The organism is Mycobacterium sp., from assembly GCF_044223235.1.
Classification (GTDB): Bacteria; Actinomycetota; Actinomycetes; order Mycobacteriales; family Mycobacteriaceae; genus Mycobacterium.
The window spans coordinates 70243-95406 of record NZ_JBGAME010000019.1 but is presented as its reverse complement, the minus strand read 5'-3'; the positions used below and the strand labels follow the sequence as shown (position 1 = coordinate 95406).

The following is a 25164-nucleotide window of genomic DNA, read 5'->3' as shown; positions in this document are numbered from 1 at the left end:
ATGACCGCGCTGACCATCGCTTTGGCGGTACTCGTCGGGGTCTCCCTTGGCCTGCTCGGCGGTGGCGGGTCGATCCTGACGGTGCCACTGCTCGCCTATGTCGGCGGCCTGGACGCCAAGGCTGCCATCGCCACGTCCCTGTTGGTGGTCGGCGTGACGAGCGTGGTCGGCGCGGTCTCGCACGGATGGGCCGGACGCGTGGACTGGCGCACGGCGGTGCCGTTCGCTGCGGCGGGTATGGCCGGGGCCTTTCTCGGCGGCGTGACGAGCAGGTTCATCCCCGGCTCGGCACTGTTGGTGGCGTTCGCCGCCGTGATGATCACAACCGCAGTGGCCATGCTGCGCGGCCGATCCGACCGCCGACCCCCGGAACGACCCGCGCGTCTGCCGCTGGTGAAGATCGCCGCAGAAGGACTGGCGGTCGGATTCGTCACAGGTCTCATCGGCGCCGGCGGCGGCTTCCTGGTCGTGCCCGCCCTCGTATTGCTGGCCGGACTGGCGATGCCGGTGGCGGTGGGTACCTCGCTGGTGGTGATCGCGCTGAATTCGGCCGCCGGCCTGGCCGGACACCTGACCGGCGGTCAGATCGACTGGCGGCTGGCGGGCGCCGTGACCGCCGCGGCGGTGGCCGGGGCGCTTATCGGCTCTCGGCTGACCGGGCGGGTGAAACCGGACGTGCTGCGCCGGGCTTTCGGCTGGTTCGTGCTGGTCATGGCGTCAGTGATCCTGGCCCAGGAGGTTCATCCCGTGGTGGGCCTGACCACGGCTTCCCTGACCGCCCTGGTAGGTGTGCTCTATCTGAGCTGTCGAATGGGCATATTCTGCCCGTGGAGAGCGCTATACCCCCGAGGGTAAATGAAACCCGAGGGTAAATGAAAGGAGCCATCATGGTGGGTGATGAAGCCGCCATCGCCGCAGTGCTGAACCGGCTGCGCCGTGCTCAGGGGCAACTTGCCGGTGTGATATCGATGATCGAGCAGGGTCGCGACTGCAAGGACGTCGTGACCCAGCTCGCGGCCGTGTCGAGCGCGCTGGATCGAGCAGGGTTCAAGATCGTCGCGACCGGCCTTCGGGAATGCGTGGGCCGCAGCGCCGAAGACGGAGCACCCGAGATGACCGTCGACGAACTGGAGAAGTTGTTCCTCGCGTTGGCATGACCTACGCCGCCTCGGCCGCCTGACGCGCTTAGAACCAGCCCTTGCGTTTGGCCCAGACCAGCAGTGTCGCCGACATGGCGAGCATGACGCCAAGCGTGAATGTCAGCAGCATCCAATGGGTCTCCTCGTTGACAATCAGGTTCATCCCGAGCACCGACGACAACGCGGTGATCGGCAGCGTGATCGCGGCGATCACGGCCAGGCGTTCCGCCGCGACGGTCATCTTGGTGTTGGTCCGCGCCTGGTAGAACTCGATCGTCCCCTGCAGGTACGCCTTCTGGCTGTCCGCCATGACAGACAGATGGTGGAATTGGTCGACCGCGTCCTGCAGAAGCGATTGCCCCGCACCGGGTCCGAACGCGGTGATGGTGACCATCCGCCCGTAGACCTCGCGGCTCAGCGACGACATGTTGCTGACGGTCAGCAGCCCGTGGCGGGCCCGGAACATCTCGTCGAGAAACGACTCGGGATCGCCCAGATGTCCACCGGTGACCCGCTGTTCGAGCCGCCACACGTCTTTGGTCAATTCGGCGAGGTACCCGCGCAGCCGGCCGGTCAACGCGGTGAGCAGAGCGTAGGAGAGCTCGAATCCCTTGGCGGGCCTGATCTTCGCCGCGTCCAGCCGCCCGAGGACGGTGTCCACCTCGACCATCGCTGCGGCCAGGTCGACGGCCGGGTTGAGCGGTCCGTGCACCGTGACCAGATAGCGGTCACCGATGAACTGGTCGAGTTCGACATAGTGGACATGGCCGCCCTCGCCCGGCTGCGGTGCATGCAGCACCAGGAACAGGTGATCAGGGTATCGATGGATCTTCGGCACCTGGTTGCGGTTCGCGCAGTCCCGGATCGCCAGTGGGTGGAATCCGAACGTGGACGTCAGCGTTTCCTCGGCCTGCTGGTCCCACACCGGTACGTCGACCCACACCAGCCCGTCGGCACGGGTCAACAGGTCCGGCAGCTCGTCGGCGCCGCGCGATTCGACGCCGTCGGCGGTGAGGAATCGGACGTCCATGCTGCGGCCTCCTGCCTCCCGCGCCGAGTAATCAGCCACTCATAGCACTTTCCAATCGCGCGCGGCGCCCGAATCAGGCCGTGGTCAGCGCTTCCCCAGTGCCGGGCGCGGTCTCCTCGGCGGGCAGTGCGGGCACCCGGGTCGCCCGAACGTAGACGGTGTCCCCCTCCGTGAGCCCGAGCGCCTCGGCGTCCCCGCGGGTGATCTGCGCGGTGAACGGGGCGTTGTTGGCCGCCGCCGTCAACTCCACCCGTACCTCGAAACCGAGCATCACGAGCCGATCGATCGTCGCTCGCAACACACCCGTCTGCTGCACCCGGTTGTCGTCGGTGGGGATCGCCATCTGCGGGCTGCGCCCGACCCGGATGTCGTGTGGCCGGACCAGGGCACCGTTGAGCGACGAGACCGCGCCGAGGAACGACATCACGAACGCGTTGGCGGGGCTGTCATACACGTCCGTCGGCGACCCGACCTGCTCGATGCGGCCCTTGTTGAGCACGGCGATCCGGTCGGCCACGTCGAGCGCCTCGGCCTGGTCGTGGGTGACGAGCACAGTGGTGACGTGCACGTCGTCATGCAGCCGCCGCAGCCAAGCGCGCAGATCCTCGCGCACCTTGGCGTCCAGGGCGCCGAACGGCTCGTCGAGCAGCAGCACCTGTGGATCGACGGCCAGGGCCCTCGCCAGGGCCATCCGCTGGCGTTGTCCGCCGGACAACTGGCTCGGATAGCGACGCTGAAGCCCGGTCAGCCCCACCACCTCAAGCAAGTTGTCCACCTTGGCCGCGATCTCGGCCTTGGGCCGCTTGCGGATCTTCAGCCCGAAGGCGACGTTGTCGCGCACGGTGAGGTGCTTGAACGGCGCGTAGTGCTGGAAGACAAAGCCGATGCCGCGGTTCTGCGGCGGCACGCCGGTGACATCGCGGCCGTTGATGGTGATGGTCCCGGTGTCTGGATGATCCAGTCCCGCGATCGCACGCAACAGCGTCGATTTACCGGAGCCGCTGGGTCCCAGCAGCGCGGTCAGCGAACCCTTGGGGACAACGAAGTCGACGTTGTCGAGCGCGGCGAAGTCGCCGAAGCTCTTGTTGGCGCCCGTCACGGTAATCGCGTTGGTCATGAAGGTACGGCTCCTCGGCGGCTACTCGGCGGTCATGGCGTTGGGACGCGCGCATCACCACCACAGAAGCACACAGCCCGCGAAGATGCGAGTAGCCGGAACCGCGCCGGGAGCGACACGTCAGGCGGTGATCCTGCTGGGCTGTCCGATCGGCGGAACGCGGGTGGCACGCACGTAGACGGTGTCACCCTCCTTGAGGCCGAGCGCCTCCGCGTCGCCACGGGTGATCTGAGCGGTGAACGGCGAGTCGGTGGTGTTGTCGGTGAGCTCGACGCGCACCTCGAATCCCAGCTTCACGACGCGGTCGATGGTCGCTGCGATCACGCTGGTGCCGTTGCCTTCGCTGAAGCCCGAGAACGCCAGCTCAGGGTTGCGTCCGACGCGGATGTCATGCGGCCGCACCAGGGCTCCGTCCAGAGACGACACTGCGCCGAGGAAGCCGAGCACGAACTCGGTTTCCGGCTGGTCGTACACCTCGGTGGGTGAGCCGACCTGTTCGATGCGGCCCTTGTTCAGCACGGCGATCCGGTCCGACACGTCGAGCGCCTCGGCCTGGTCGTGGGTGACGAGCACCGTCGTGACGTGCACGTCGTGATGCAGCTTGCGCAGCCACAGCCGCAGATCCTCGCGCACCTTTGCATCCAGCGCGCCGAACGGTTCGTCGAGCAGCAACACCTCGGGATCGATCGCGAGCGCGCGCGCCAGCGCCATGCGCTGACGCTGACCGCCCGATAACTGTGCGGGATAGCGATCTTTGAAGCCGCCGAGTCCCACGACGTCGAGTAGGTCGTCGACCTTGCGTTTGATCTCGTTCTTGGGTGTCTTGCGGATCCGCAGCCCGAAAGCCACGTTGTCGCGCACGGTCAGGTGCTTGAACGCCGCGTAGTGCTGAAAGACGAAACCGATTCCGCGACGCTGCGGCGGCTCGCTGGTCACGTCGCGCCCGTTGATGACGACGGTGCCGGAATCGGGTCTGTCCAGGCCGGCGATGGCTCGCAGCAGGGTGGACTTGCCCGATCCACTCGGCCCCAGCAACGAGGTCAACGAGCCTGCGGGAACGACGAAGTCGACGTTGTCCAGCGCGGCGAAATCGCCGTAGTGCTTACTGGCGCCCTTCACCTCGATCGCGTAGGTGGTCATGAGATGCAGATACTCCTCGATCAGTTTTTCGGCCGGTCAGTCTTCGGTGCTGGTGCGGGCGCGCTGGGCGTCGAACACGATCTGGGCGATCAGGACGGTGATCGCGACCGCCATCAGCACGGTCGAAATGGTGTACGCGCCGTAGTCGTCGCCGCGGGTGTAGCGGTCGTGCACGAGCAATGTCAGGGTTTGGGATTGACCGGGCAGGTTGGACGACACCACCAGCACCGCGCCGAATTCGCCGAGCGTGCGCGCGACGGTGAGCACCACGCCGTAGGTCAGGCCCCACCGGATGGACGGCAAGGTGACCCGCCAGAACGTCTGCCAGGCGGTCGCGCCCAGCGTCGCCGACGCCTCCTCCTGATCGGTGCCGATCTCGTGCAACACGGGCTCCACTTCGCGGATCACGAACGGCAGTGTGACGAAGATGCTGGCGAGAACGATGCCGGGGAATCCGAAGATGATCTTGAAGCCAAGGTCGTTCTGCACGAACCCGAACAGACCCGCGGTACCCCACAGCGCGATCAATGCCACGCCGACCACCACCGGCGACACCGCGAACGGCAGGTCGATAACGGCCTGCAACGCGTTCTTACCACGGAACTTCCTGCGCGCCAACACGATCGCCGTGGGGACCCCGAAGATCACGTTCAGCGGCACCACGATGGCCACCACGAGCAGCGAAAGCTGCAGCGCCGACTGGGCGGCCGGGGTGGAGATGGACGCGAAGAACGCACCGAAGCCCGGGGCAAACGTCCGCCACAGGATCGCGCCGAGCGGAACCACCAGCAACGCAACAACATAGAACAGGGCGACCACCCGCAGCACGAGGCGGGTTGGTACGGAAAGCGTCATCGCGCCGCCGCCTCCCGCTTGGCCGCCCTGGCGCCGAAGTACCGAAGGATGAACAGCACCACGAACGAGATCAACAGCAGCACGATGGAAATCGCGGCCGCACCCGCCGGGTCGTCGTTTTCGATGAGCGTCCGGATCCACTGCGAAGACACTTCGGTCTCGCCGGGAATCGCACCGCCGATCAACACGATCGAACCGAACTCCCCGATCGCTCGGGAGAACGCCAGACCGGCACCCGACAGCAGCGAGGGTGCCAGCGCGGGCAGGATCACCTGGAACAAGATCGTCAGGTTGGTGGCGCCCAACGACGCCGCCGCCTCCTCGACGTCCCTGTCCAATTCGAGCAGCACCGGTTGCACGGCGCGCACGACGAACGGCAACGTCACGAACGCCAGCGCCAATCCGACACCCAACGCCGTGTGCTGGATGTGGATCCCCACCGGACTGGACGGGCCGTACAGGGCCAGCAGCACCAGGCTGGCGACGATCGTCGGCAGCGCGAACGGAAGGTCGATGATGGCGTCGACAACCCGCTTGAGCGGGAAATCGTCACGTACCAACACCCAGGCAATGAGCAGCCCGAAGACGACGTTGACCAGCGTTACGGTCACCGAGATCGTCAGCGTCACACGGAACGAGGCCAGCGCCGACGGCGACGTCACCGCCGACACGAAGGCGTCCCAGCCACCCTTGGCCGAGATCCACACGATCGCGGCCAACGGCAGCAGAACGATCAGAGACAGCCACACCACCGCGACGCCGACCTGAATCGACGCCCCGTCGATGCGTCTGGACCCCGAACGGCCCGCCGGCTCGCCCGGATCCAGGTCGGGCCTGCTGGCCTCGGGATTAGGTTCGATGACCGCGGTCATCCGGTCGCCTGCTTATAGATCTTGGTGATCGTGCCGTTGTCCTTGTCGAACAGCTCGCTGTCGACCTTGCCCCAACCACCCAGGTCGGCGATGGTCCACAGCTTGGCCGGTGCCGGGAACTTGTCGGCAAACTCGGCGAGCACCGCGGGATCGGCCGGACGGAAGTTCGCCTCGGCCCACAGCTTCTGCGCCTCGGGCGTGTATTGGTAGTTGACGAACTCGGTTGCCTTCTCCAGGTTCTGGCTGGTGTTGACCACCGCGACCGGGTTCTCGATCTTGAACGTCTCCGGCGGGTTGACGTACTCGAGATCGAAGTTGAGCGCCTCGTTCTCGTAGGCAAGCAGCACGTCGCCACTGCCCTGCCGGAACACGTCGGTGGCCTCCCGTCCCGAACCGGGGCGCAGCTTGACATGCTCGGTCACCAGCTTGCTGACGAAATCGATGCCCGCCTGCGGATCCTGACCACCCTTACTCGCATATGCGTACGGCGCCAACAGGTTCCACTTGGCCGCCCCTGAACTCAACGGGCTGGGGGTGATGACCTCGACGCCCGGCTGCAGCAGGTCGTTCCAGTCGCGGATGTTCTTCGGGTTGCCCTGGCGGACAGCGAAACTCACCACCGAACCGAACGGTAGGCCCTTGTTGGCTCCGGCATTCCAGTCCTCGTCGACCAGGCCGGCCTTTACCAGGCGGCTGATGTCGGGCTCGACCGAGAAGTTCACGATGTCGGCTGGTTTGCCGGATTCGACGCTGCGCGACTGGTCACCCGATGCGCCGTAGGAGGCGGTGACGTTGACACCCTCGCCCTCGGGGGTGGCGCCGAACGCGGGTCCGACCTTGGCCCAGCCGGGCTCCGGCACCGCGAAGGCGACCAGGGTCAGCGTGGTGTGTGCATCGGATCCGCCGGTCTCGCCTGCGACGTCGCTGGCGCCGCCGCCACAGCCGGCGACCAGCGTCGCCGTTGCGGACAGCGCGGCGGCGTATCGCCACCACTTGGCGGACTTGACCTTGGGGAACATCGGTGACCTTTCGTTCGAGGCGGAATGACGGGAAACCCCGTCCGCCCGAACGGAACAGTCAGCTCACGACTAAACGACAGCCATTACCGACACCACACCGCGGACGGGGATTGGGGTCAGCAACAACAACAAGCGACATCGGCAACGGCAGAAGTGCCCACGGCGATGAGGACCAGGATATGGCCCTCGATAACGCCGGACGCCTGTTGCATGGCGCGAAGCCTAACAGACTCTCGGCATCGTGCAGACTCGAGCGTCAGCGGGCGAACAACCACATCACGATCACCAGCAGCACCAGCATGATGAGGATCAGCGTCACCCGGGACCGGGGCATGCCCGCTATTCCCCCTCGTCCTCGGTCGCGCGCCGAGCGCGTCGCAGAAGTCGCACACCCTGCCCGAGCGCACCGTCGAGCCCCAGCGCGATCCCGTAGGCGAGCGCAAGAACCACCGGCATGACGATGGCCGTCTGGACCGCGAACCCCAGCCCGGACAGCCACAACTCGACGCCGTCCCACCAGCTCAGGATCGCGTCCATCCGGCCAGACTATGCGATGCGATGATGGGTTGGTGCCCAGCAACACAGGAAGCACGGGAACTACAGACTGCGTCATCGCCGGCGGCGGCCCCGCCGGCATGATGCTGGGCCTCATGTTGGCGCGGGCCGGCGTGCGGGTGACGGTGATGGAGAAACACGCCGACTTCCTGCGCGACTTCCGGGGCGACACCGTGCACGCCAGCACGCTGCGGCTGCTCGACGAACTCGGTCTGGGCGGGCGGTTCCAGCACATCCCGCACCGCCTGATCGACTCCCTGCGACTACAGGTGCGCGGCACCGCGGTCGAATTCGACATCAGCCGGATTCCCGGACCGCACAAGCACATTGCGCTGGTGCCGCAGTGGGACTTCCTGGAGCTGCTGGCCGGGGCCGCGGCCGAGGAACCGACGTTCACCCTGATGCGCAACACCGAGGTGCTGGGGCCCCTGCGGACGCGAGGAGCAAAAGATCCCCTGCGGACCGACCGCCGGGTCACCGGCGTGACCTACCGCGGAGCCGATGGACAGATCGCCGAGATGCGAGCGGCGCTGACTGTGGCGTGCGACGGCCGCGGGTCGACATTGCGGTCCGCGGCGGGGCTGACGCCCAGGAGTTTCGGCGCACCGATGGACGTGTGGTGGTTCCGGCTGCCCAGGTCGGCCGACGACCCGGCCGGGTTGGCGGGGGTGCTCGAGACCGGGCACATGGTCGCCGCCATCGACCGCGGCGACTACTTCCAGATCGCCTACATCATCCCCAAAGGAGCCGATGCGCAGCTGCGGGCCGAGGGTATCGGCAGTCTGCAGCGCCGGATCGCCGGGCTGGTTCCCTGGCTTGCCGACCGGGTGGACACCCTCACCTCGTTCGACGACGTGAAACTGCTCGACGTTCAGCTCAACCGCCTCCGCAGGTGGTTCGAAGACGGACTGCTGCTTATCGGCGACGCCGCTCATGCGATGTCGCCGGTGGGCGGAGTGGGCATCAACCTGGCGATAGCCGATGCCGTCGCCGCGGCGGGCATGCTGGCCGGTCCGCTCCGGGCGGGCCGGGTGTCCACCCGCGACCTGGCGCTGGTCCAGGCGCGCCGGTGGGTGCCGACGGTGCTGGTCCAGTCGGCGCAGCGGGTCGCGCACGACCGGGTCGTCGCCGTGGCGGTGTCGGGCACCGGACGGACCCAGACGCCCGCGGCGCTGCGGTACTTCAACAGCAGCCCGCTGCTGCGCGGGATCGTCGGACGGGTGTTCGGCTACGCCGTGGCCATCGGCCCGTTCCCGCAGCGCACACCCGCGTTCGCACGTCGCTGACCGGCGCCGTCTGCCTACCGTCCGCACGAGTAGACGGCGAGCGCACCGGCGGTCGATGATGTGCGGATGGTCCTGCAACACACTGAACCCACCGATGAGGCCGCCCAGGGCAACCATCAAGCGGGGAGGCCGAGCACCGACGCGGCACCTGTGCACCACGCCTCGAGTGGGTCATTGCGGAACCCCTTCCCGCCGATCGCCGACTACGCGTTCCTCTCGGATTGTGAGACAACGTGTTTGATCTCCTCAGCGGGCTCGGTGGAGTGGCTGTGCGTGCCGCGGCCGGACTCCCCCAGCGTGTTCGGCGCCATCCTGGACCGCGGTGCCGGCCACTTCCGCCTCGGCCCCTACGGGGTGTCGGTACCCGCCGCGCGTCGCTACCTACCGGGCAGCCTCATCCTGGAGACCACCTGGCAGACTCACACCGGCTGGCTGATCGTGCGCGACGCGCTGGTGATGGGCCCCTGGCATGATCTGGAAACTCGCTCGCGCACCCACCGGCGCACCCCGATGGACTGGGACGCCGAGCACATCCTGCTGCGCACCGTGCGCTGCGTGAGCGGCACCGTCGAGCTGGTGATGAACTGCGAACCGTCGTTCGACTACCACCGGGTCAGCGCGGGCTGGGAATACTCCGCCCAGGCCTACGGCGAGGCGATCGCGCGGGCGCACAAGGATCCCGATTCGCATCCCACCCTGCGACTGACCACCAACCTGCGGATCGGGCTGGAAGGCCGCGAGGCCCGCGCCCGCACCCGGCTCAACGAAGGCGACAACGTCTTCGTGGCGCTGAGCTGGTCGAAACACCCGGCGCCGCAAACCTACGAGGAAGCCGCCGAGAAGATGTGGAAGACCAGCGAGTGCTGGCGGCAGTGGATCAACGTCGGGGACTTCCCCGACCACCCGTGGCGGTCGTACCTACAGCGCAGCGCCCTGACGCTGAAGGGCCTCACCTACTCCCCGACCGGCGCCCTGCTGGCAGCCAGCACCACGTCCTTGCCGGAAACGCCGCAGGGCGAACGAAATTGGGACTACCGCTACGCGTGGGTGCGCGACTCGACGTTCGCCCTCTGGGGGCTCTACACCCTGGGGCTCGATCGCGAGGCCGACGACTTCTTCGCGTTCATCGCCGACGTGTCAGGCGCCAACAACGGCCAACGCCACCCCCTGCAGGTGATGTACGCCGTCGGCGGCGAACGCAGCCTGGTCGAGGAGGAGCTGCTGCACCTGTCCGGCTACGACGGGGCGCGGCCGGTGCGCATCGGCAACGGGGCGTACAACCAACGCCAGCACGATATCTGGGGCACCATGCTCGACTCGGTGTACCTGCACTCCAAGTCCCGCGAGCAGATGTCCGACCAGCTGTGGCCGGTACTCAAGGAGCAGGTCGAAGAGGCGATCAAGCACTGGCGCGAGCCCGACCGCGGCATCTGGGAGGTGCGCGGCGAGCCGCAGCATTTCACCTCGAGCAAGATCATGTGCTGGGTGGCGCTCGACCGCGGGGCCAAACTGGCCGAGCTGCAGGGCGAGAAGAGCTACGCCCAGCAGTGGCGGGTGGTCGCCGAGGAGATCAAGGCCGACATCCTGGCTCACGGGGTGGACGCCCGCGGTGTGCTGACCCAGCGCTACGGCGACGACGCGCTGGACGCGTCGCTGCTGCTGGCGGTGCTGACCCGGTTCCTCCCGTCGGACGATCCGCGCATCCGGGCCACGGTCATCGCCATCGCCGATGAGCTCACCGAAGATGGCCTGGTGCTGCGCTACCGCGTCGAGGAGACCGACGACGGCCTGTCCGGCGAGGAGGGGACGTTCACCATCTGCTCGTTCTGGCTGGTGTCGGCTCTGGTGGAGATCGGCGAGGTCAGCCGCGCCAAGCATCTGTGCGAACGGTTGTTGTCCTTCGCCAGCCCGCTGCACCTGTACGCGGAGGAGATCGAGCCGCGTACCGGGCGGCACCTGGGCAACTTCCCGCAGGCGTTCACCCACCTGGCGCTGATCAACGCCGTCGTGCACGTGATCCGCGCCGAGGAGGAGGCCGACAGCTCCGGGGTCTTCCAGCCGGCCAACGCCCCGATGTAGATGTCGTGGATAACGCCGTAGATCGCGCCCCTACGCACGAGCGCGCGAGTCTGCGGCCGACCCGCCCGCGGTGACGTCGAACTCCACCACCAGCTTGGCGGGCATCGCGAGCGCAAGCGGGGTGAAGCGGTGGGACCGCTCGTCGCGGGCGACGCCGGTGAGCACCCGACCGCCGTGGCCGTCGGGGGTGCCCGGCACGGTCGCCGTGAGGGACACCGACCCGCGGCCGTAGGGCACGCGGAGATAGAACTCCTGGCCGGGAACGATCGCTTCGGTGATCGCGACGCCGTCGGCATCCACGATCTCGCCCCGCGAATCGGGTGTCACGGCCAGCGCGGCCGACTCGGTGGCCCGCAGGCGCAGCGGTCCAATGAGCTCACCACTAACAATCGCGGCCGAGCTGTCGAGGTTCGGAGCCACCGTGCGCGCGCGGGCCCGCCGCGCCCCATCGAGCAAGTAGTTGTACAGGTGCACGATCCGGTCGGCGTTGCGGAATGCGCCCGAGCCGTGCAGCCAGAATCCCACGTCGGTCACGGTCGCGGTTCGACCGCGCGGCGTGCTGATCGTCAGCCGGTAGAACGGATACCCGCTACCCCCACGGCCGTGCTGGATCGACGACACCGTGGTGCCCACACCGAACGACTTGCGGTGGCGGCCTTCGCCAACGGTCAGGCGCGAAGCAGCGATCTCGCGCCAGGTCTCGCCGTCGGTGGACTTGTGCCAGATCAGCGTCACCTCGCCGTCCGCGACGAAGTCGATCGTGTAGCCGCCCAGTTCGCGAGGACCGTCGAACTCGAAGACCACGCCGTCGCGGGTGTCGGCGACGCGCGTGGGGTTGGCCAGCGGCCGGTTGTCGAGTTCCATCCCGTTGGTCAGATACCAGATCGCCGCCTGGGTGCCTGCGATCGCCTCGTGCTCGGCGATGTTGGCGGTGCCGAGCGGGTAACCCGCGGCGCGCAGCCGACGGCTGAGCTCGGCTGTACGCAGGGTCGGGTAGGAGTTGCGCAGGATCCAGTCCACCTCAGCTTCGTACGCGTGTGCGCGCAGGTTGGGCAGTGCGCGCCAGGTTTCGACCCGGTACTGCGACGGCTGGGTGGGCGCGACCCCGGTGAAGTCCAGCGAGTACGCCTCGATGCCCGGATTGAGCCTGATCAGGTCGGTGCGCGCGCGGGTCCCGTCGGTGAAGGTGACCGAGTCGACGGTGTGCGAGTAGGTGCCGCCGCGGTAGCGCGTGATGCGGGTGATGTCGGCGGCGGGCCGCGGCTGCACTCGCCGCCGCACGGAGACGACGGCGCGGCGTGGCAGCGGCTGAAGGACGGGAAACGCGACAACTGACATGGCGGGTTGACTTTCTGGGGCTAGCGAGCAGCGCGAACAGCACACCGCTAAAGAAGGGCGGGCTGGAACGCAGGAACTACGGCGTCAGAAAATCAACAACAACAGAAATGCACGACAATGCTGCGCGTGGAGACGATGCGCGGCTCGGCGGTCTGCTGCATGCCGCCTACCATACGGCATCGGGTGCCGATCCCGCACGCACGACTTTTACATCACGGCCCATAACAAACCTCTGCAACTGGCATGGTGGTCGTCAATGATGGGTCCGACCAGACCCTGTCGGGAGGACTTACATGACGTCGGCACAGAACGAATCCCAGGCACTCGGTGATCACGCCGCACGGCAGCTCGCCAACGCCACCAAGACAGTTCCCCAACTGTCCACCATCACACCGCGATTCCTACTGCACCTGCTCGGCTGGGTGCCGGTCGAGGCGGGCATCTACCGGGTGAACCGCGTCGTCAACCCAGAGCAGGTGGCGATCCACGCCGAGGAGGGCGCCGGCTCGGAGGAGCCGCTGCCGGAGACGTACGTCGACTACGAGACCAGCCCGCGCGAGTACACGCTGCGGTCCATTTCCACCCTGCTCGACGTGCACACCCGCGTATCGGATCTCTACTCCAGCCCGCACGACCAGATCGCCCAGCAGCTGCGCCTGACCATCGAGACGATCAAGGAGCGTCAGGAATCCGAACTGATCAACAACCCCGAGTACGGCCTGCTGTCGCAGGTGACACCGGAACAGACGATCCAGACCCTGGCGGGTGCGCCGACACCCGATGATCTGGACGCGCTGATCACCAAGGTGTGGAAGACACCCGGGTTCTTCCTGACCCACCCCCTGGGTGTCGCGGCGTTCGGCCGGGAAGCCACCTACCGCGGGGTGCCTCCGGTGGTGGTCAGCCTGTTCGGCGCCCAGTTCATCACCTGGCGCGGCATCCCGATCGTCCCGAGCGACAAGGTGCCGGTCGAGGACGGCAAGACCAAGTTCATCCTCATCCGCACGGGTGAGGAGCGCCAAGGTGTGGTCGGCCTGTTCCAGCCGGGTCTGGTCGGCGAGCAGGCGCCGGGTCTTTCGGTGCGGTTCACCGGCATCAACCGGTCGGCGATCGCGTCCTACCTGGTGACGCTGTACACGTCGCTGGCGGTGCTGACCGACGACGCCCTGGCGGTGCTCGAGGACGCGGCGGTGGACCAGATCCATGAATACGAGTGAGTTCCGGGGCGAGCGAAGCGACGGGAAAACGTACCGGGGCGAGCGAAGCGACGGGAAAAAATCCCAGAGCGAGCGCAGCGATGGGTAACGAATACCGGTCGCCAGCCGCCGAGGGCGACCTTCCCATCAGCGAGGCCGAGCTGGCCGCGCTGGCCACGCAGCTGTTCGCGGCCAGCATCCGGCCCGGCCCGGACACCCCGCCGCAGACCGCCCCGGTGGCGCCGCGCGGATCCGCCCCCGACACGACGGCGGTGACGTCGGCGGCCTCCACGGCGGCGAGGACCTCCGATCCCGCCACCCCGTCGGCCGCGGCGTTCACTGCGCCGCAGGGACCGGGTTTGATCCCGGCGCCGACGTCGCCGGGCCCCGAGTTCGTGCCGCCGCAGTCGGTGCCGGTGGCGCCGCGGGGATCGGCGCCCGACGCCACGGCGGCCGCCTCCACGGGCACTGCCGCCGGCGGCATCGCGAACCCGTATGCGCCTGCAGGCGTGGGTGATCTGTCGGTATACGCGGTACCGTCGGGCATCGTGCCGACGATCCCCGGCGTGCTGGCGGGATCGCCACCGACCGCTCCGGTCGCACCTCGCGGGTCGGCGCCGACGGCTCCGAGAGGTTCGGCGCCGACGGCTCCCGACTGGTTGCCCTTGGCCCCGCGGGTCGCGGATCTGGGTCTGGGCGGGTCATCCACCGCTCCGGCGGTACCGGGCGATCCAAGAGATGAGGCCAGCTACTACTTCCTTCGCGAGCCGGTTCCCCAGCTGCCCGACGACCACGAGATCTTCGATGTCAACGCGATCCGGGCGGACTTCCCCATCCTGCGCGAGACCGTCAACGGCAAGCCGCTGATCTGGTTCGACAACGCCGCGACCACGCAGAAGCCGCAGGCCGTCATCGACCGCCTGTCGTACTTCTACACCCACGAGAACTCCAACATCCACCGCGCGGCCCATGAGCTGGCGGCGCGGGCCACCGATGCCTACGAGGAGGCGCGCGACACCGTGCGCCGCTTCATCGGCGCGGCGAAGGACGAGGAGATCATCTTCGTGCGCGGCACCACCGAGGCGATCAACCTGGTCGCCTACGCGTGGGGAGGCAAGCACCTCCGTCCGGGTGACGAGATCGTCATCACCCACCTGGAGCACCACGCCAACATCGTTCCGTGGCAACTGCTTTCGCAACAGACAGGGGCCATCCTCAAGGTCGCTCCGGTCGACGACGCAGGCAATCTGCTGCTCGGCGAGTTCGAGGATCTACTCGGGCCGCGCACCAAACTCGTTGCGGCCACCCATGTTTCCAACGCGCTGGGCACCGTGACACCCGTTCACGACATCGTCGAGCTCGGCCACCGCTACGGCGCCAAGGTCCTGATCGACGGGGCGCAGTCGATCCCGCACATCCCGATCAACGTCAGCGAGCTGGGCGCGGACTTCTTCGTGTTCTCCGGACACAAGATCGTCGGCCCAACCGGCATCGGCGCGCTGTACGGCACCGAGGAGGCACTGGCCGAGACACCGCCGTGGCAGGGCGGCGGCAACATGATCGCCGATGTCACCCTGGAGCGCTCGCTCTACCAGGGCCCGCCGAACAAGTTCGAGGCAGGCACCGGCAACATCGCCGACGCCGTAGGCCTCGGCGAGGCCCTACGGTACGTGGAAAAGGTTGGTATCGAGCGGATTTCGGAGTACGAACACGCGCTGCTGGAGTACGCCACGCCCTTGCTCGCCGACATCCCCGGGGTGCGGCTGGTCGGCACGGCCGACGAGAAGGCCAGTGTGCTGTCGTTCGTGCTGGCCGGCCACGAGCCGCTCGAGGTGGGTAAGGCGCTCAACGCCGAGGGTATCGCGGTGCGGGCGGGGCACCATTGCGCGCAGCCGATCCTGCGCAGGATGGGGCTGGAGGCCACGGTGCGTCCGTCGTTCGCGTTCTACAACACCTTCGAGGAGATCGACGTGTTCATCCGCGCCGTCCGCCGGATTGCCGAGGGCTCCATCTAGCGCGGGGCCTTTTCCCGCCGAGCAGACGCAAAAGGCCCCCGAAACCCGGGCTTCTGGGGCAGTTTGCGTCTGCTCGAGCAGGGAAAGTATCAGGCGAACAACGCGGGTTCCCGGGTTGCGGCGAGTTCGGCCCACGCCACCAGGACGGCCTCGAGCTGATCGGCCGAATGCCGGCCCGGCCCGCATTCCGTCGAGACGCCGAACGTGGGCAGGAATTCGGCGGCCAGCGCGGCGCGTTCCCGCGCCCCGTGCGCCCCGTCCCCGGCGTGCAGCAGCCCGAGATAGAACTCGGTCTCGGTCTCCAGCGCCAGATCGGCCAGCGGCCGCCAGTGCGCACGCTTGGTCCATGCGGTGGCGGTCGCCGCCTGGACCCCGACGGCGATCTCGGCGGCCACCGCCTGCGCGGCCGCCAGCGCTTCGTCGACCGACCCCAGCACCGGTGTCGTGGTCGTGTCGCTGATCGTCATGTGCAAGAGGTCCTTTCATCGGGTGGCAGGTTCACGCTGCCGCCGAACGGCATGCCGCACCGGATGGCGGGCAGATGGGGAATCAAGCGACGCTGAAGGGGCGTGCAGGAACGTTGTAGACCGGGTCGGTCGCGAGCCGTGAACCCGCGGTTCGCACTAACGAAACCAGCGCCGCCAGAGCCGATCCGGCGTGGGTTCACGGGAGGTTGCCAGCGCGATGCGGCGCACGGGATGCTGCCCGGCCACCCGGCGTACCGCGACATCCCCCGGGTGCCCGGCACAGCCAGCGACGGCACCAGCGACGCCCCGATATTCGCCGCGGCCAGTCCTTGCACCGTTGTGTAGTCCTCGGCCCGAAACGTCACCGAAGGTGTGAAACCCGCTCTGCGGCAGGCCTGATGGAACACCCGGGTGTCCGGACACGTTCCGGCGGCCGAGCTGACCACCCATTGATCGGATGCGAGCGCCGCGAACGGCACCTCGGCGGCGCGCGCCAGGCGGTGCCCGGCGGGCAGCACGACGAAGAATTCGCCGTCGTACACCGCGACGCGGTGCACACCGGGGACTCCGGTGCCTCACCGGGCACTTCGGTGACCACCGCCGCGTCGACGCCGTCACTGGTCAGCAGGGCGACACCCTCATCGGGGTCCGCGCCGATGAGTTCCAGCTTCAGTAGGCGGACGCCCGGCCGGCGGGTTTGATGCCATGATGCAGTTCCGCCACGTCGGGATGCGCCCGGGTGCGCGACTTCCACGCATTCTCGCCGTATGTCTGGAAGATGGGGTTGGCCGGGTCGGCCTCGACGCCGCGGGACAGCGCGGCCAGTTCCGGTGGCAGCGAAATGATGGGCACGAGCGCGTCCAGTGCCGGGTTGAGAAAGTACGGGATCGACACCCGGTCGGAGCCCGGCCGGGGCGCGCGAACCCGGTGGCGGGTGGCGCGCAGATAGCCGCCCGTGGCGACCTCGAGCAGTTCGCCGATGTTGACGATGAACGCGCCGGCAAGCGGTGGCACCTCGATCCAGCGATCGGGACCCAATTCGACCTGCAATCCCTCTGATTCGGGCTCGATCAACAGCAGGGTCAGAACCCCGGAGTCCTTGTGCGCGCCGACGCCCTGGGCGGTGTCGGCGGTGCCGGGGTAGCGCACCACCTTGATGAGGGTGGCCGGCCGGTCGGCGAAGGACGCGTCGAAGGTGTCCGCCGGCGCACCCAGCGACACCGCCCAATGCCGCAGCAGCTTCAGACCGACGTCGGACAGCGCGGTATCCCACTCCTCGAAGGCCTTCCGGAACCCGGAAGGGTTCGACGGCCACAGGTTGGGCCCCTGCAGGCGCCGGTAGCCCTCCGCGGCCTCGATGACCGGGCGTTCCGGCCCGATGTCGATCTGTTCTCGCCAGTCGACCGTGCCGTTGGTCAGCTCGCCGCCCAGACGCGAGTACCCGCGGAATTGCGGACTTTGCAGCTGGCTGATCTCGTTCTTGACATCCGTTGGCAGCGCGAAGAATTCACGTGCAAGTCGCAGCGCCGCGTCGATCTGGTCCCGCGGCACTCCGTGCCCGACGAGGTAGAAAAACCCCGCGTCGTGGGCGGCTTCGCGCAGCGAGCGCTGAAACGCAGCTGTGTCGGTGTCGGCGTCGGCCAGATCGAGAACGGGAAGCATGGCCGCCATTGTCGGCACAGCGGGGCCCGTCGGCCAATCCGGTTCACGGAGCCGCGAGGGGTGTGAAGAAGCCGTTGAATCACCCGCGTTCAACGCATGGGGCGAGTTGGTCCTGCAGCGGCGGACGGTCCCGCTGTCCGCGTCACCCTGATCGCCCCGAAGGCTCGCGCCGATATCTGCGCCATGGCAGCACCGCCGCGATTGAGCACGACCCCGGTGCAGAAGTGGCGTGACCGTGCCGCGACGGGGATGACATACCCTGCAACCCATGCGCGTCCTGACCGCACTCGTGTTCACCCTGCTCACCGTGAGCGCGTCCGGTTGCGCAGACATGGCCCCGTCCGCCCAGGCGCGGAGCACCGACTCGCCGGTGCCGGCCTCCCCGCCCGCCGACGACTTGCCATCGCCGTTCAAGGGCCTGCCCGACGGTGTGCAGGGCACGTTGGAATCGCCGGCCGGGGTTGTCGTGCCCGACGAGCCCGGCACACTGTGGGTCGTCACCTACGGCAGCGGCTCCAATCCGCAGCTGCCCCGCGAGGTGACGGCCGACGGGCAGGTAATCACCGTCGTGCTGGCCAACGACGAGGGCCGGCCGTCCACGATGGACTACGTACCGACCACTTCGACCATTGCGATACCCGAGGGAGTTGACGCGGCCCAGCCGATCGTCGCCGTCCTGGGCGACCTCGGTCACGTCGGCGTCGACCTGTCGACGCCGGGCACGGTCAGCTGGGTCCCGGCCAGGGGCTGAACACCCGGCACGGTTACCGCTCGGTCGCTCTGGCGATCATCTCCTCGGCGATTTGGGCCGCCTCATCACCGGGCGAATACGAGCAGGCCCAAGTCTCCGTCGTCAGATTGCCGGACACCGCCAGCGCATGCTGACACCCCCAGCCGTTCACATGCTGCTGGATCGACGTCTGGATGATCATGTCACCGGCGGTGGTGACCTCGTCGATATCCCACAGTGAGTCCGTATCGTCCCCGCGGACGGTCACCGTGTAGTTGGCGCACTTGCCCCACGCCTCCTTCGAAGCCTCGAAGAACCGGCGGGCGTCGGCGTCCGACGGGTAGATCACAGCGGTCTGCTCCACCCAGTGGTCGTTGTCGTCGGTGGGTTCCCGCGCGATCTGGTCGAGCATCGACGTCCACCGGCTGTGCTGGTAGACAGTTTCCTCGGCGCCGTAGACCGCGCCGAGGCATTCGGGATCGGAGACGTCGCCGGAATGGTCGGACATCGTGTCGATCTCGCTCGTGACCTCCATCTCGGTGGAGTCGACGATCCTGTTCAGATCAGCGATCGGCACCATCACGTCATCGAGCTGGGACTCCTCCAGCGGAGGCAAGGCCTCACCGCGGACAGCGGTGCCCGACACCGTGTTGGCGCACCCGGACAACCCGAACAGTGCGGCCGCAACGACGACTACCGCAGTAATGGTTCGGCAACGGAGTCTGTTCCGCTCCTCGCGTGCGCGGCGTCTGTTTCGCTCCTCGCGTGCGCGGCGTCTGTTTCGCTCCTCGCGTGCGCGGCGTCTGTTTCGCTCCTCGCGTGCGCGGCGTCTGTTTCGCTCCTCGCGTGCGCGGCTTCCCTTGACACTCACCCGAACATTGTGGCGGACAGGTTCGCCGATTCGCCTCTTTAGAAGCCCGTGACTTTGTGCAGCATCAGACCAGCGATGTCGATCGCGCCACCGGGTGCTTGCCCTCCGGTCACTTCGACGTCGACGATGCAGTCCGATCCGACACCCAGCGCACGTCCGACGCCGGCCGCGCCTGTCCCGGGGTCATGCACCAGCACCGCCGAGACGATCCGGTCGCCGACCGTCACATCGGTGATGCGCGTCGAGGCGCGCATCGCACGATCGGCCTGATACAGCACCATCGTGCGGCCGTCGCAGGCGCGCCACTTGTCTGCGGTGGCCGCGAAGAAGGCGCGGGCATCGTCGGCGCTGGCCAGCTTGACCACTCCGATGAACGCCGTCGACGACGGGCCGTCGGGTCCGCCACCGGCCCATGACCGGGTCACGACGGTCCGCACCGGGCTGGCAGCGTACACCACCTGCTGCAGCCGATATGTCGCGCTGACGCACTCGATCGGGGTCGCCTCGGATTGGTCGACACCCGCGAGCAAGGTGTCCGCGCCGCCCTCGACCAGCTGGCCCAGGTATCCGTCCTGACGGATCCCGAGCGCAGCCGCGATTTCCCAAGCGGTCGGAAGCACCTCGTCGAGAGGGCGCACCGCCGTCGGCGGATCCGAGCGCAGGGCCACCAACGCCGTTCCGGTGACGGTGGTGGAGCAGGCGGCGAGCAGCATGCACACACCCGCCGCGACCACCGCCGAGCACCGCACGGGCTACTTCTTCGGTTTGTCACCGGCGGCGTCGGTGGACAGCGCCGCCACGAAGGCCTCCTGCGGCACCTCGACCCGTCCGATGGTCTTCATCCGCTTCTTGCCTTCCTTCTGCTTCTCCAGCAGTTTGCGCTTGCGGGTGATGTCGCCGCCGTAGCACTTCGATAGCACGTCTTTGCGGATCGCGCGGATGTTTTCGCGGGCGATGATCTTCGACCCGATGGCCGCCTGCACCGGCACCTCGAACTGTTGGCGCGGGATGAGCTCCTTGAGCTTGGTGGTCATCCTGTTGCCATAGGCGAAGGCGGAGTCCTTGTGCACGATCGCGCTGAATGCGTCGACGGTCTCGCCCTGCAGCAGAATATCCACCTTGACCAGGGCGGCCTCCTGCTCGCCTGCCTCCTCGTAGTCCAGGCTGGCGTAGCCGCGGGTGCGGGATTTCAGCGAGTCGAAGAAGTCGAAGATGATCTCGCCGAGCGGCATCGTGTAGCGCAGTTCGACGCGTTCCGGGGAGAGGTAGTCCATGCCGCCGAGCTCGCCGCGACGGGACTGGCACAGCTCCATGATGGTCCCGATGAACTCGCTCGGCGCGATGATCGTCGTCTTCACCACCGGCTCGAAGATCGTCTGGATCTTGCCCTCCGGCCAGTCCGACGGGTTGGTGACGATCGACTCGGTTCCATCGTTCTGGATCACCCGGTACACCACGTTCGGCGAGGTGGAGATGAGATCGAGGTCGAACTCCCGCTCGAGGCGCTCGCGGGTGATCTCCATGTGCAGCAGCCCGAGGAACCCGCACCGGAAGCCGAACCCCAGTGCCACCGAGGTCTCCGGCTCGTAGGTCAGCGCCGCGTCGTTGAGCTGCAGCTTCTCCAGCGCATCACGCAGATCCGGGTAGTCCGAACCGTCGACGGGATAGAGCCCGGAGTAGACCATCGGCTTGGGTTCGCGGTAGCCGGTCAGCGCCTCGGTGGCGCCGCGCCGCGCGCTGGTGACGGTGTCGCCGACCTTGGATTGGCGGACGTCCTTCACCCCGGTGATCAGGTAGCCCACCTCACCGACCCCCAATCCCGCCGACGGTTTGGGTTCCGGTGAGACGATCCCGACCTCGAGCAGCTCGTGGGTGGCGCCGGTGGACATCATCGCGATGCGCTCACGGGGCGTGATCTTGCCGTCAACGACACGCACGTAGGTGACGACACCGCGATAGATGTCGTAGACGGAGTCGAAGATCATCGCCCGCGCGGGGGCGTCGGGATCGCCCGTCGGCGGCGGCACCTCACGCACCACGTGGTCGAGCAGGTCGGCCACCCCCTCCCCGGTCTTTCCGGACACCCGCAGCACGTCGGAGGGTTCGCAGCCGATGATGTGGGCGAGTTCCCCGGCGTAACGCTCGGGGTCGGCGGCGGGCAGGTCGATCTTGTTCAGTACGGGGATGATGTGCAGGTCGCGGTCCAGCGCCAGGTACAGGTTGGCCAGCGTCTGCGCCTCGATGCCCTGCGCCGCGTCGACCAGCAGCACCGCCCCTTCACACGCCTCCAGCGCGCGCGACACCTCGTAGGTGAAGTCGACGTGGCCGGGGGTGTCGATCAAGTGCAGGACGAAGTCCTGTGTCGTCCCACCCACTGTGCTCGTCCAAGGCAGGCGCACGTTCTGGGCCTTGATAGTGATGCCGCGCTCCCGCTCGATATCCATCCGGTCCAGGTACTGCGCCCGCATCGAACGTTCGTCGACGACGCCGGTGAGCTGCAGCATCCGGTCGGCCAGGGTCGACTTGCCGTGGTCGATATGGGCGATGATGCAGAAGTTCCGTATCTGCGCCGGCGCGGTGAAGGTCTTGTCGGCGAAACTACTGATGGGAATCTCCTGGCAGGGACGGGTCTCGGGCGCGTGCTGCGCGCTTCAAGGGTATCGAGATCCGGGCGCCGCGACACAATCGTGGCCTCGATCGGCGGCCCGTCGCCGCGGTCCCTCCTCATCGCTTCGACCTCACTTATGCTCGACACCATGGCGTCGCAGTGGAAGACGTTCCAGCGGATTCTGGATGTCACCGAGAACCTGGTGTTCAACGAGGCACCGAAGTTCATCCGGCAACTTCAGAACTCCGACAACGTTTCGCGCACCGTGCAGCACACCATCCAGCAGGGCATCAAGCTCGGTCTGGACGCGGGCCTGAACGCACTGGCGGGCGCGGCTTCGACCCAGTCGTCTCCCGCGATCACCGCGGGCCGACCGGTAACCGAGGGCAGCGTGCCCACCGCGCAGCGCGCGCGCAAGATCGTGTACGCGCCGGATCTGGACGGCCGTGCCGATCCGGGCGAGATCGTGTGGACGTGGGTGGTGTACGAGGACGATCCCACCCGCGGGAAGGACCGTCCGGTGCTTGTCGTGGGGCGTGATCGCGCCACCCTGCTCGGCCTGATCCTGTCGAGTCAGGAGCACCACCGCGACGACCCGCAGTGGGTCGGCATCGGCAGCGGCAGCTGGGATTACGACGGCCGGGACAGCTGGGTTCGGCTGGACCGGGTGCTCGATGTGCCCGAGGAGGGCATCAGGCGCGAAGGCGCGATCCTCGACCACCCCCGGTTCGAGATCGTGGCGGCGAGACTGCGGGCCGAATACTCCTGGAGCTGAGTCCGCTCACCGCGGCTGGCGCCACATCGGCCAGAGGCTGGGCCCGCCGTCGGGGATCGCGAGTTCGCCGGTCACCTCGAATCCGAATCGCTGGTAGTACGGGATGTTGTCGGGGTTGCTCGATTCGAGATAGGCCGGGGCGTGCTCGGCGTCGCAACGGTCGAGGCGCGAACGCATCAGCGCCTGGCCGAAACCCTTACCCCGCACGGCCGGGTCGCTGCCGATCACCGCGAGATACCAGTGCGGTTCCTCCGGGTGGGCGTCCTTCATCAACTCGGTGACCACCGCTCCGCGGGCGAGGGCTCGCCCGAAGGTCACCAGCAGGCCGGGCAGCGCGATGAGCTCCTCGATGCGGGTGTGCTTCCAGTTGCCGGGCGGATCCCATAGCGCGGCGCCGCCGGTGACCTGGCCGTCCATCGCGACGTCGACTCCACCCCTGCGCAGGTGGTGGTGGCGGGCGATCGCCGCGAACAACCGATGCAGTTTGCGGTGACGTTCGACGCGGTCGGGCAGCAGCCACGCCATGACCGGGTCGTCGGCGAATGCCCGGCCGAGAGTTCGCGAAAGCGCGCGCATATCAGCGCGCGTACCGGGACGTACCTCGACGCTGGTCACGCGCTGCGGCCGGTCATCCCTGGTTGATGTAGGCCTGCAGCTGTTCCTGCTCGGCCTCCAGCTCTTCCATCCGATTCTTGACGACGTCGCCGATGCTGACGATGCCCGCGAGGCTGCCGCCTGCGATGACGGGGACATGGCGTACCCGGTTGGTCGTCATCAGCGCGCTGAGGCTGTCCACCGAGTCGCCAGGCGTGCAGGTGGCGACCACCGTCGTCATGATCTCCGAGACCCGGCGGTCGAGCAGACGGGCGCCCTGTTCGTGGAGCCGGCGCACTACGTCTCGTTCCGAGACGATGCCCACCACGCCGTCGGGCCCGACCACCACCATCGCGCCGACGTTGTACTTGGCAAGCTCGGCGAGCAACTGGGTGACCGTTGTGTCGGGTGCCGCGGTGGCAACCTCCGATCCCTTGTTGCGCAAGATGTCGGCAATCCGCATCGTTACCTCCCGCCGGGGTGGGATCCGCTTCACACCAGGCTAGGCCGTTCGTGCGCCGGGCGAAAGACGCGACACGGTTTGCGGGAGGGCCTGCTGGAATAGATTCGCGCACAGGGCCGTCGAACAGGTGTAGCGCGTTGCGCGCATTGAGGATTGGAGACGAGTGTGACGAACACCGGTGCGTTGCCCACTGTCCAACTCGGTGACGGGTTGGTGGTGAGCGCGATCGGCTTCGGCGGTATGGCGCTGACGTCGGTGTACGGGGCGAGTGACGCGGCCGAATCGCTGGCAACACTGAACCATTGCCTCGACATCGGGGTGACGTTCGTCGACACGGCCAATGTGTACGGCGGTGGCGACAACGAACGGCTCATCGCCGCGCTGCTCGCCGACCGACGCGACGAGGTCACGCTGGCGACCAAGTTCGGCATCACCGCGAACCCCGCCGACCGCGCCGACCCCACCCTTGGATTGCCGGCAACCCGCGGCGATGCGGCCTATGTGCAACAGAGCATCGACGAGAGTCTGCGCAGACTGGGCACCGACGTCGTGGACCTCTACTACATGCACCGACGTGATCTGAGCGTCCCGATCGAGGAAACGGTGGGCGCCATGGCCGAACTCGTGACCGCGGGCAAGGTGCGTCATCTCGGGTTGTCCGAGGTGACCGCCGACGAACTGCGCGCCGCGAACGCCGTGCATCCCATCGCCGCCGTGCAGAGCGAGTGGTCGGTGTGGAGCCGCGACGTGGAGACCAACGTCGTACCCGCCGCGGCCGAACTCGGCGTCGGCTTTGTTCCGTATTCGCCGCTCGGGCGCGGCTTTCTGACCGGGACGGTCCGGGGCGCCGCCGACCTGCCTTCCGACACCGACTTTCGCCGGTTGCTGCCGCGGTTCACCGAGGCTGCGTTGGAGGCGAATCAGGCGGTGGTGGAGGTGATCAGCGCTGTGGCCGCCGAGGTGGGTGCCACGCCCGCGCAGATCGCGCTGGCCTGGCTGCGGTATCGGGCGGATGCGCTCGGCGTGGCGTCGGTGCCGATTCCGGGCACCCGCAGAGCCGCGAGGGTCGACGAGAACGTCGCGTCGCTGCGGGTGACGCTGACCCCGGAGCAGGTGGCCGGTCTCGACGGGGCGGCGGATCTGGTGTCGGGGAACCGGATCGGCGACCTCACGTGGGTGTCAGCCGGTCGCGAAGCGGGCCGGCTGCAATAACACCCAGCCGGTCGCGAAGCGGGCCGGCTGCAATAACACCCAGCCGGTCGCGAAGCGGGCCGGCTGCATCAGGACCCAGCCGGTCGCGAAGCGGGCCGATCCCTGGTGTTTTCACATCGCGACACGCCGGAGTGGAGACAA

24 protein-coding genes and 2 pseudogenes are annotated in these 25164 nt (G+C 67.7%); 9 read left to right on the top strand and 17 right to left on the bottom strand.

The window, feature by feature from the left end:
* Positions 1-855, top strand: a complete 855-nt coding sequence (locus tag ADBZ6K_RS19920; RefSeq protein ID WP_526349859.1) for a sulfite exporter TauE/SafE family protein — start codon at positions 1-3, stop codon at positions 853-855.
* Between the two features lie 32 nt (positions 856-887).
* Positions 888-1157 (top strand): metal-sensitive transcriptional regulator, encoded by a 270-nt coding sequence (locus tag ADBZ6K_RS19915; protein WP_526349857.1) that lies wholly within the window; start codon positions 888-890, stop codon positions 1155-1157.
* A 28-nt stretch (positions 1158-1185) separates the two neighbouring features.
* On the opposite strand, the gene ADBZ6K_RS19910 is transcribed toward ADBZ6K_RS19915, so the two are convergent.
* The 8 genes from ADBZ6K_RS19910 to ADBZ6K_RS19875 form a co-directional block, all read right to left on the bottom strand.
* Positions 1186-2169, bottom strand: a complete 984-nt coding sequence (locus tag ADBZ6K_RS19910) for a magnesium transporter CorA family protein (protein ID WP_526349855.1) — start codon at positions 2167-2169, stop codon at positions 1186-1188.
* Between the two features lie 73 nt (positions 2170-2242).
* On the bottom strand, positions 2243-3286 hold the full coding sequence (locus ADBZ6K_RS19905; protein WP_526349853.1) for a sulfate/molybdate ABC transporter ATP-binding protein: 1044 nt from the start codon (positions 3284-3286) through the stop codon (positions 2243-2245).
* Positions 3287-3406: 120 nt separating this feature from the next.
* Entirely contained in the window at positions 3407-4426 is a 1020-nt protein-coding gene (locus tag ADBZ6K_RS19900; protein WP_526349851.1) for a sulfate/molybdate ABC transporter ATP-binding protein, read from the bottom strand.
* Between the two features lie 36 nt (positions 4427-4462).
* Positions 4463-5281 carry a sulfate ABC transporter permease subunit CysW gene (cysW, locus tag ADBZ6K_RS19895; RefSeq protein ID WP_526349849.1) on the bottom strand — a complete coding sequence of 273 codons (819 nt, stop codon included), beginning with the start codon at positions 5279-5281 and terminating at the stop codon, positions 4463-4465.
* A complete protein-coding gene (gene cysT, locus ADBZ6K_RS19890; RefSeq protein ID WP_526349847.1) occupies positions 5278-6153 on the bottom strand; it encodes a sulfate ABC transporter permease subunit CysT in 876 nt (291 codons plus the stop codon). Before cysT ends, cysW begins: the two co-directional genes overlap by 4 nt.
* The gene (locus ADBZ6K_RS19885; RefSeq protein WP_526349845.1) at positions 6150-7172 is read right to left on the bottom strand and encodes a sulfate ABC transporter substrate-binding protein; all 1023 of its coding nucleotides are present in this window, start codon (positions 7170-7172) and stop codon (positions 6150-6152) included. Before ADBZ6K_RS19885 ends, cysT begins: the two co-directional genes overlap by 4 nt.
* Positions 7173-7288: 116 nt before the next feature.
* Positions 7289-7384, bottom strand: coding sequence for an Ms4533A family Cys-rich leader peptide (locus tag ADBZ6K_RS19880; protein WP_526349843.1), 96 nt, complete (start codon positions 7382-7384; stop codon positions 7289-7291).
* A gap of 127 nt (positions 7385-7511) precedes the next feature.
* Positions 7512-7709 carry a hypothetical protein gene (locus ADBZ6K_RS19875; protein WP_526349841.1) on the bottom strand — a complete coding sequence of 66 codons (198 nt, stop codon included), beginning with the start codon at positions 7707-7709 and terminating at the stop codon, positions 7512-7514.
* Positions 7710-7807: 98 nt separating this feature from the next.
* Here ADBZ6K_RS19875 and ADBZ6K_RS19870 point away from each other — a divergent pair, with 98 nt between their 5' ends.
* Both ADBZ6K_RS19870 and ADBZ6K_RS19865 read left to right on the top strand, forming a co-directional pair.
* Positions 7808-9013: an FAD-dependent oxidoreductase gene (locus ADBZ6K_RS19870; protein ID WP_526349885.1), complete on the top strand. Its 1206-nt coding sequence runs from the start codon at positions 7808-7810 to the stop codon at positions 9011-9013.
* Positions 9014-9079: 66 nt separating this feature from the next.
* A complete protein-coding gene (locus ADBZ6K_RS19865) occupies positions 9080-11092 on the top strand; it encodes a glycoside hydrolase family 15 protein (RefSeq protein ID WP_526349839.1) in 2013 nt (670 codons plus the stop codon).
* Between the two features lie 30 nt (positions 11093-11122).
* Here the strand turns inward: ADBZ6K_RS19865 and ADBZ6K_RS19860 are convergent, their stop codons facing one another.
* Entirely contained in the window at positions 11123-12430 is a 1308-nt protein-coding gene (locus ADBZ6K_RS19860; RefSeq protein ID WP_526349837.1) for a thioester domain-containing protein, read from the bottom strand.
* Positions 12431-12723: 293 nt separating this feature from the next.
* On the opposite strand from ADBZ6K_RS19860, the gene ADBZ6K_RS19855 reads away from it, so the two are divergent.
* Together ADBZ6K_RS19855 and ADBZ6K_RS19850 are read left to right on the top strand one after the other, a co-directional pair.
* Complete coding sequence (locus tag ADBZ6K_RS19855) at positions 12724-13647, top strand: family 2A encapsulin nanocompartment shell protein (protein ID WP_526349835.1); 924 nt, start codon at positions 12724-12726, stop codon at positions 13645-13647.
* Positions 13648-13727: 80 nt separating this feature from the next.
* Entirely contained in the window at positions 13728-15641 is a 1914-nt protein-coding gene (locus ADBZ6K_RS19850) for a family 2A encapsulin nanocompartment cargo protein cysteine desulfurase (RefSeq protein WP_526349833.1), read from the top strand.
* A gap of 89 nt (positions 15642-15730) precedes the next feature.
* Here the strand turns inward: ADBZ6K_RS19850 and ADBZ6K_RS19845 are convergent.
* The 3 genes and pseudogenes from ADBZ6K_RS19845 to ADBZ6K_RS19835 all read right to left on the bottom strand — a co-directional run.
* Positions 15731-16012 (bottom strand): annotated as a pseudogene (locus tag ADBZ6K_RS19845) (hypothetical protein); the annotation flags it as partial.
* Between the two features lie 92 nt (positions 16013-16104).
* Positions 16105-16665, bottom strand: a complete 561-nt coding sequence (locus ADBZ6K_RS19840; protein ID WP_526349831.1) for a LysR substrate-binding domain-containing protein — start codon at positions 16663-16665, stop codon at positions 16105-16107.
* Between the two features lie 112 nt (positions 16666-16777).
* On the bottom strand, positions 16778-17770 hold the full coding sequence (locus ADBZ6K_RS19835; protein ID WP_526349829.1) for an isopenicillin N synthase family dioxygenase: 993 nt from the start codon (positions 17768-17770) through the stop codon (positions 16778-16780).
* A gap of 268 nt (positions 17771-18038) precedes the next feature.
* Between ADBZ6K_RS19835 and ADBZ6K_RS19830 the strand changes: the two genes are divergently transcribed.
* Positions 18039-18521, top strand: a complete 483-nt coding sequence (locus tag ADBZ6K_RS19830; protein WP_526349827.1) for a hypothetical protein — start codon at positions 18039-18041, stop codon at positions 18519-18521.
* 13 nt (positions 18522-18534) lie between these two features.
* Here ADBZ6K_RS19830 and ADBZ6K_RS19825 read toward each other — a convergent pair whose 3' ends face one another.
* The 3 genes and pseudogenes from ADBZ6K_RS19825 to lepA all read right to left on the bottom strand — a co-directional run bounded on the left by ADBZ6K_RS19825 (position 18535) and on the right by lepA (position 22099).
* A complete protein-coding gene (locus tag ADBZ6K_RS19825; protein ID WP_526349825.1) occupies positions 18535-19146 on the bottom strand; it encodes a sensor domain-containing protein in 612 nt (203 codons plus the stop codon).
* Between the two features lie 263 nt (positions 19147-19409).
* Positions 19410-20120 (bottom strand): sensor domain-containing protein, encoded by a 711-nt coding sequence (locus ADBZ6K_RS19820; RefSeq protein WP_526349823.1) that lies wholly within the window; start codon positions 20118-20120, stop codon positions 19410-19412.
* A 3-nt stretch (positions 20121-20123) separates the two neighbouring features.
* Positions 20124-22099 (bottom strand): annotated as a pseudogene (lepA, locus tag ADBZ6K_RS19815) (translation elongation factor 4).
* A gap of 28 nt (positions 22100-22127) precedes the next feature.
* On the opposite strand from lepA, the gene ADBZ6K_RS19810 reads away from it, so the two are divergent.
* Positions 22128-22754 carry a type II toxin-antitoxin system PemK/MazF family toxin gene (locus ADBZ6K_RS19810; RefSeq protein ID WP_526349821.1) on the top strand — a complete coding sequence of 209 codons (627 nt, stop codon included), beginning with the start codon at positions 22128-22130 and terminating at the stop codon, positions 22752-22754.
* Between the two features lie 6 nt (positions 22755-22760).
* Here the strand turns inward: ADBZ6K_RS19810 and ADBZ6K_RS19805 are convergent, their stop codons facing one another.
* Both ADBZ6K_RS19805 and ADBZ6K_RS19800 read right to left on the bottom strand, forming a co-directional pair.
* On the bottom strand, positions 22761-23330 hold the full coding sequence (locus tag ADBZ6K_RS19805) for a GNAT family N-acetyltransferase (protein WP_526349819.1): 570 nt from the start codon (positions 23328-23330) through the stop codon (positions 22761-22763).
* Between the two features lie 52 nt (positions 23331-23382).
* Complete coding sequence (locus ADBZ6K_RS19800; RefSeq protein WP_526349817.1) at positions 23383-23811, bottom strand: CBS domain-containing protein; 429 nt, start codon at positions 23809-23811, stop codon at positions 23383-23385.
* 165 nt (positions 23812-23976) lie between these two features.
* Here ADBZ6K_RS19800 and ADBZ6K_RS19795 point away from each other — a divergent pair, with 165 nt between their 5' ends.
* A complete protein-coding gene (locus tag ADBZ6K_RS19795; RefSeq protein WP_526349815.1) occupies positions 23977-25023 on the top strand; it encodes an aldo/keto reductase in 1047 nt (348 codons plus the stop codon).
* Positions 25024-25164 lie beyond the last annotated feature (141 nt).

Bases quoted from the DNA above. Each gene is read 5' to 3' on its own strand.
- ADBZ6K_RS19920 (WP_526349859.1), top strand. From the start codon at position 1: ATGACCGCGCTGACCATCGCTTTGGCGGTACTCGTCGGGGTCTCCCTT.
- ADBZ6K_RS19915 (WP_526349857.1), top strand. From the start codon at position 888: ATGGTGGGTGATGAAGCCGCCATCGCCGCAGTGCTGAACCGGCTGCGC.
- ADBZ6K_RS19910 (WP_526349855.1), bottom strand. From the start codon at position 2,169: ATGGACGTCCGATTCCTCACCGCCGACGGCGTCGAATCGCGCGGCGCC.
- ADBZ6K_RS19905 (WP_526349853.1), bottom strand. From the start codon at position 3,286: ATGACCAACGCGATTACCGTGACGGGCGCCAACAAGAGCTTCGGCGAC.
- ADBZ6K_RS19900 (WP_526349851.1), bottom strand. From the start codon at position 4,426: ATGACCACCTACGCGATCGAGGTGAAGGGCGCCAGTAAGCACTACGGC.
- cysW (WP_526349849.1), bottom strand. From the start codon at position 5,281: ATGACGCTTTCCGTACCAACCCGCCTCGTGCTGCGGGTGGTCGCCCTG.
- cysT (WP_526349847.1), bottom strand. From the start codon at position 6,153: ATGACCGCGGTCATCGAACCTAATCCCGAGGCCAGCAGGCCCGACCTG.
- ADBZ6K_RS19885 (WP_526349845.1), bottom strand. From the start codon at position 7,172: ATGTTCCCCAAGGTCAAGTCCGCCAAGTGGTGGCGATACGCCGCCGCG.
- ADBZ6K_RS19880 (WP_526349843.1), bottom strand. From the start codon at position 7,384: ATGCAACAGGCGTCCGGCGTTATCGAGGGCCATATCCTGGTCCTCATC.
- ADBZ6K_RS19875 (WP_526349841.1), bottom strand. From the start codon at position 7,709: ATGGACGCGATCCTGAGCTGGTGGGACGGCGTCGAGTTGTGGCTGTCC.
- ADBZ6K_RS19870 (WP_526349885.1), top strand. From the start codon at position 7,808: ATGATGCTGGGCCTCATGTTGGCGCGGGCCGGCGTGCGGGTGACGGTG.
- ADBZ6K_RS19865 (WP_526349839.1), top strand. From the start codon at position 9,080: ATGGTCCTGCAACACACTGAACCCACCGATGAGGCCGCCCAGGGCAAC.
- ADBZ6K_RS19860 (WP_526349837.1), bottom strand. From the start codon at position 12,430: ATGTCAGTTGTCGCGTTTCCCGTCCTTCAGCCGCTGCCACGCCGCGCC.
- ADBZ6K_RS19855 (WP_526349835.1), top strand. From the start codon at position 12,724: ATGACGTCGGCACAGAACGAATCCCAGGCACTCGGTGATCACGCCGCA.
- ADBZ6K_RS19850 (WP_526349833.1), top strand. From the start codon at position 13,728: ATGGGTAACGAATACCGGTCGCCAGCCGCCGAGGGCGACCTTCCCATC.
- ADBZ6K_RS19835 (WP_526349829.1), bottom strand. From the start codon at position 17,770: ATGCTTCCCGTTCTCGATCTGGCCGACGCCGACACCGACACAGCTGCG.
- ADBZ6K_RS19830 (WP_526349827.1), top strand. From the start codon at position 18,039: ATGCGCGTCCTGACCGCACTCGTGTTCACCCTGCTCACCGTGAGCGCG.
- ADBZ6K_RS19810 (WP_526349821.1), top strand. From the start codon at position 22,128: ATGGCGTCGCAGTGGAAGACGTTCCAGCGGATTCTGGATGTCACCGAG.
- ADBZ6K_RS19805 (WP_526349819.1), bottom strand. From the start codon at position 23,330: ATGCGCGCGCTTTCGCGAACTCTCGGCCGGGCATTCGCCGACGACCCG.
- ADBZ6K_RS19800 (WP_526349817.1), bottom strand. From the start codon at position 23,811: ATGCGGATTGCCGACATCTTGCGCAACAAGGGATCGGAGGTTGCCACC.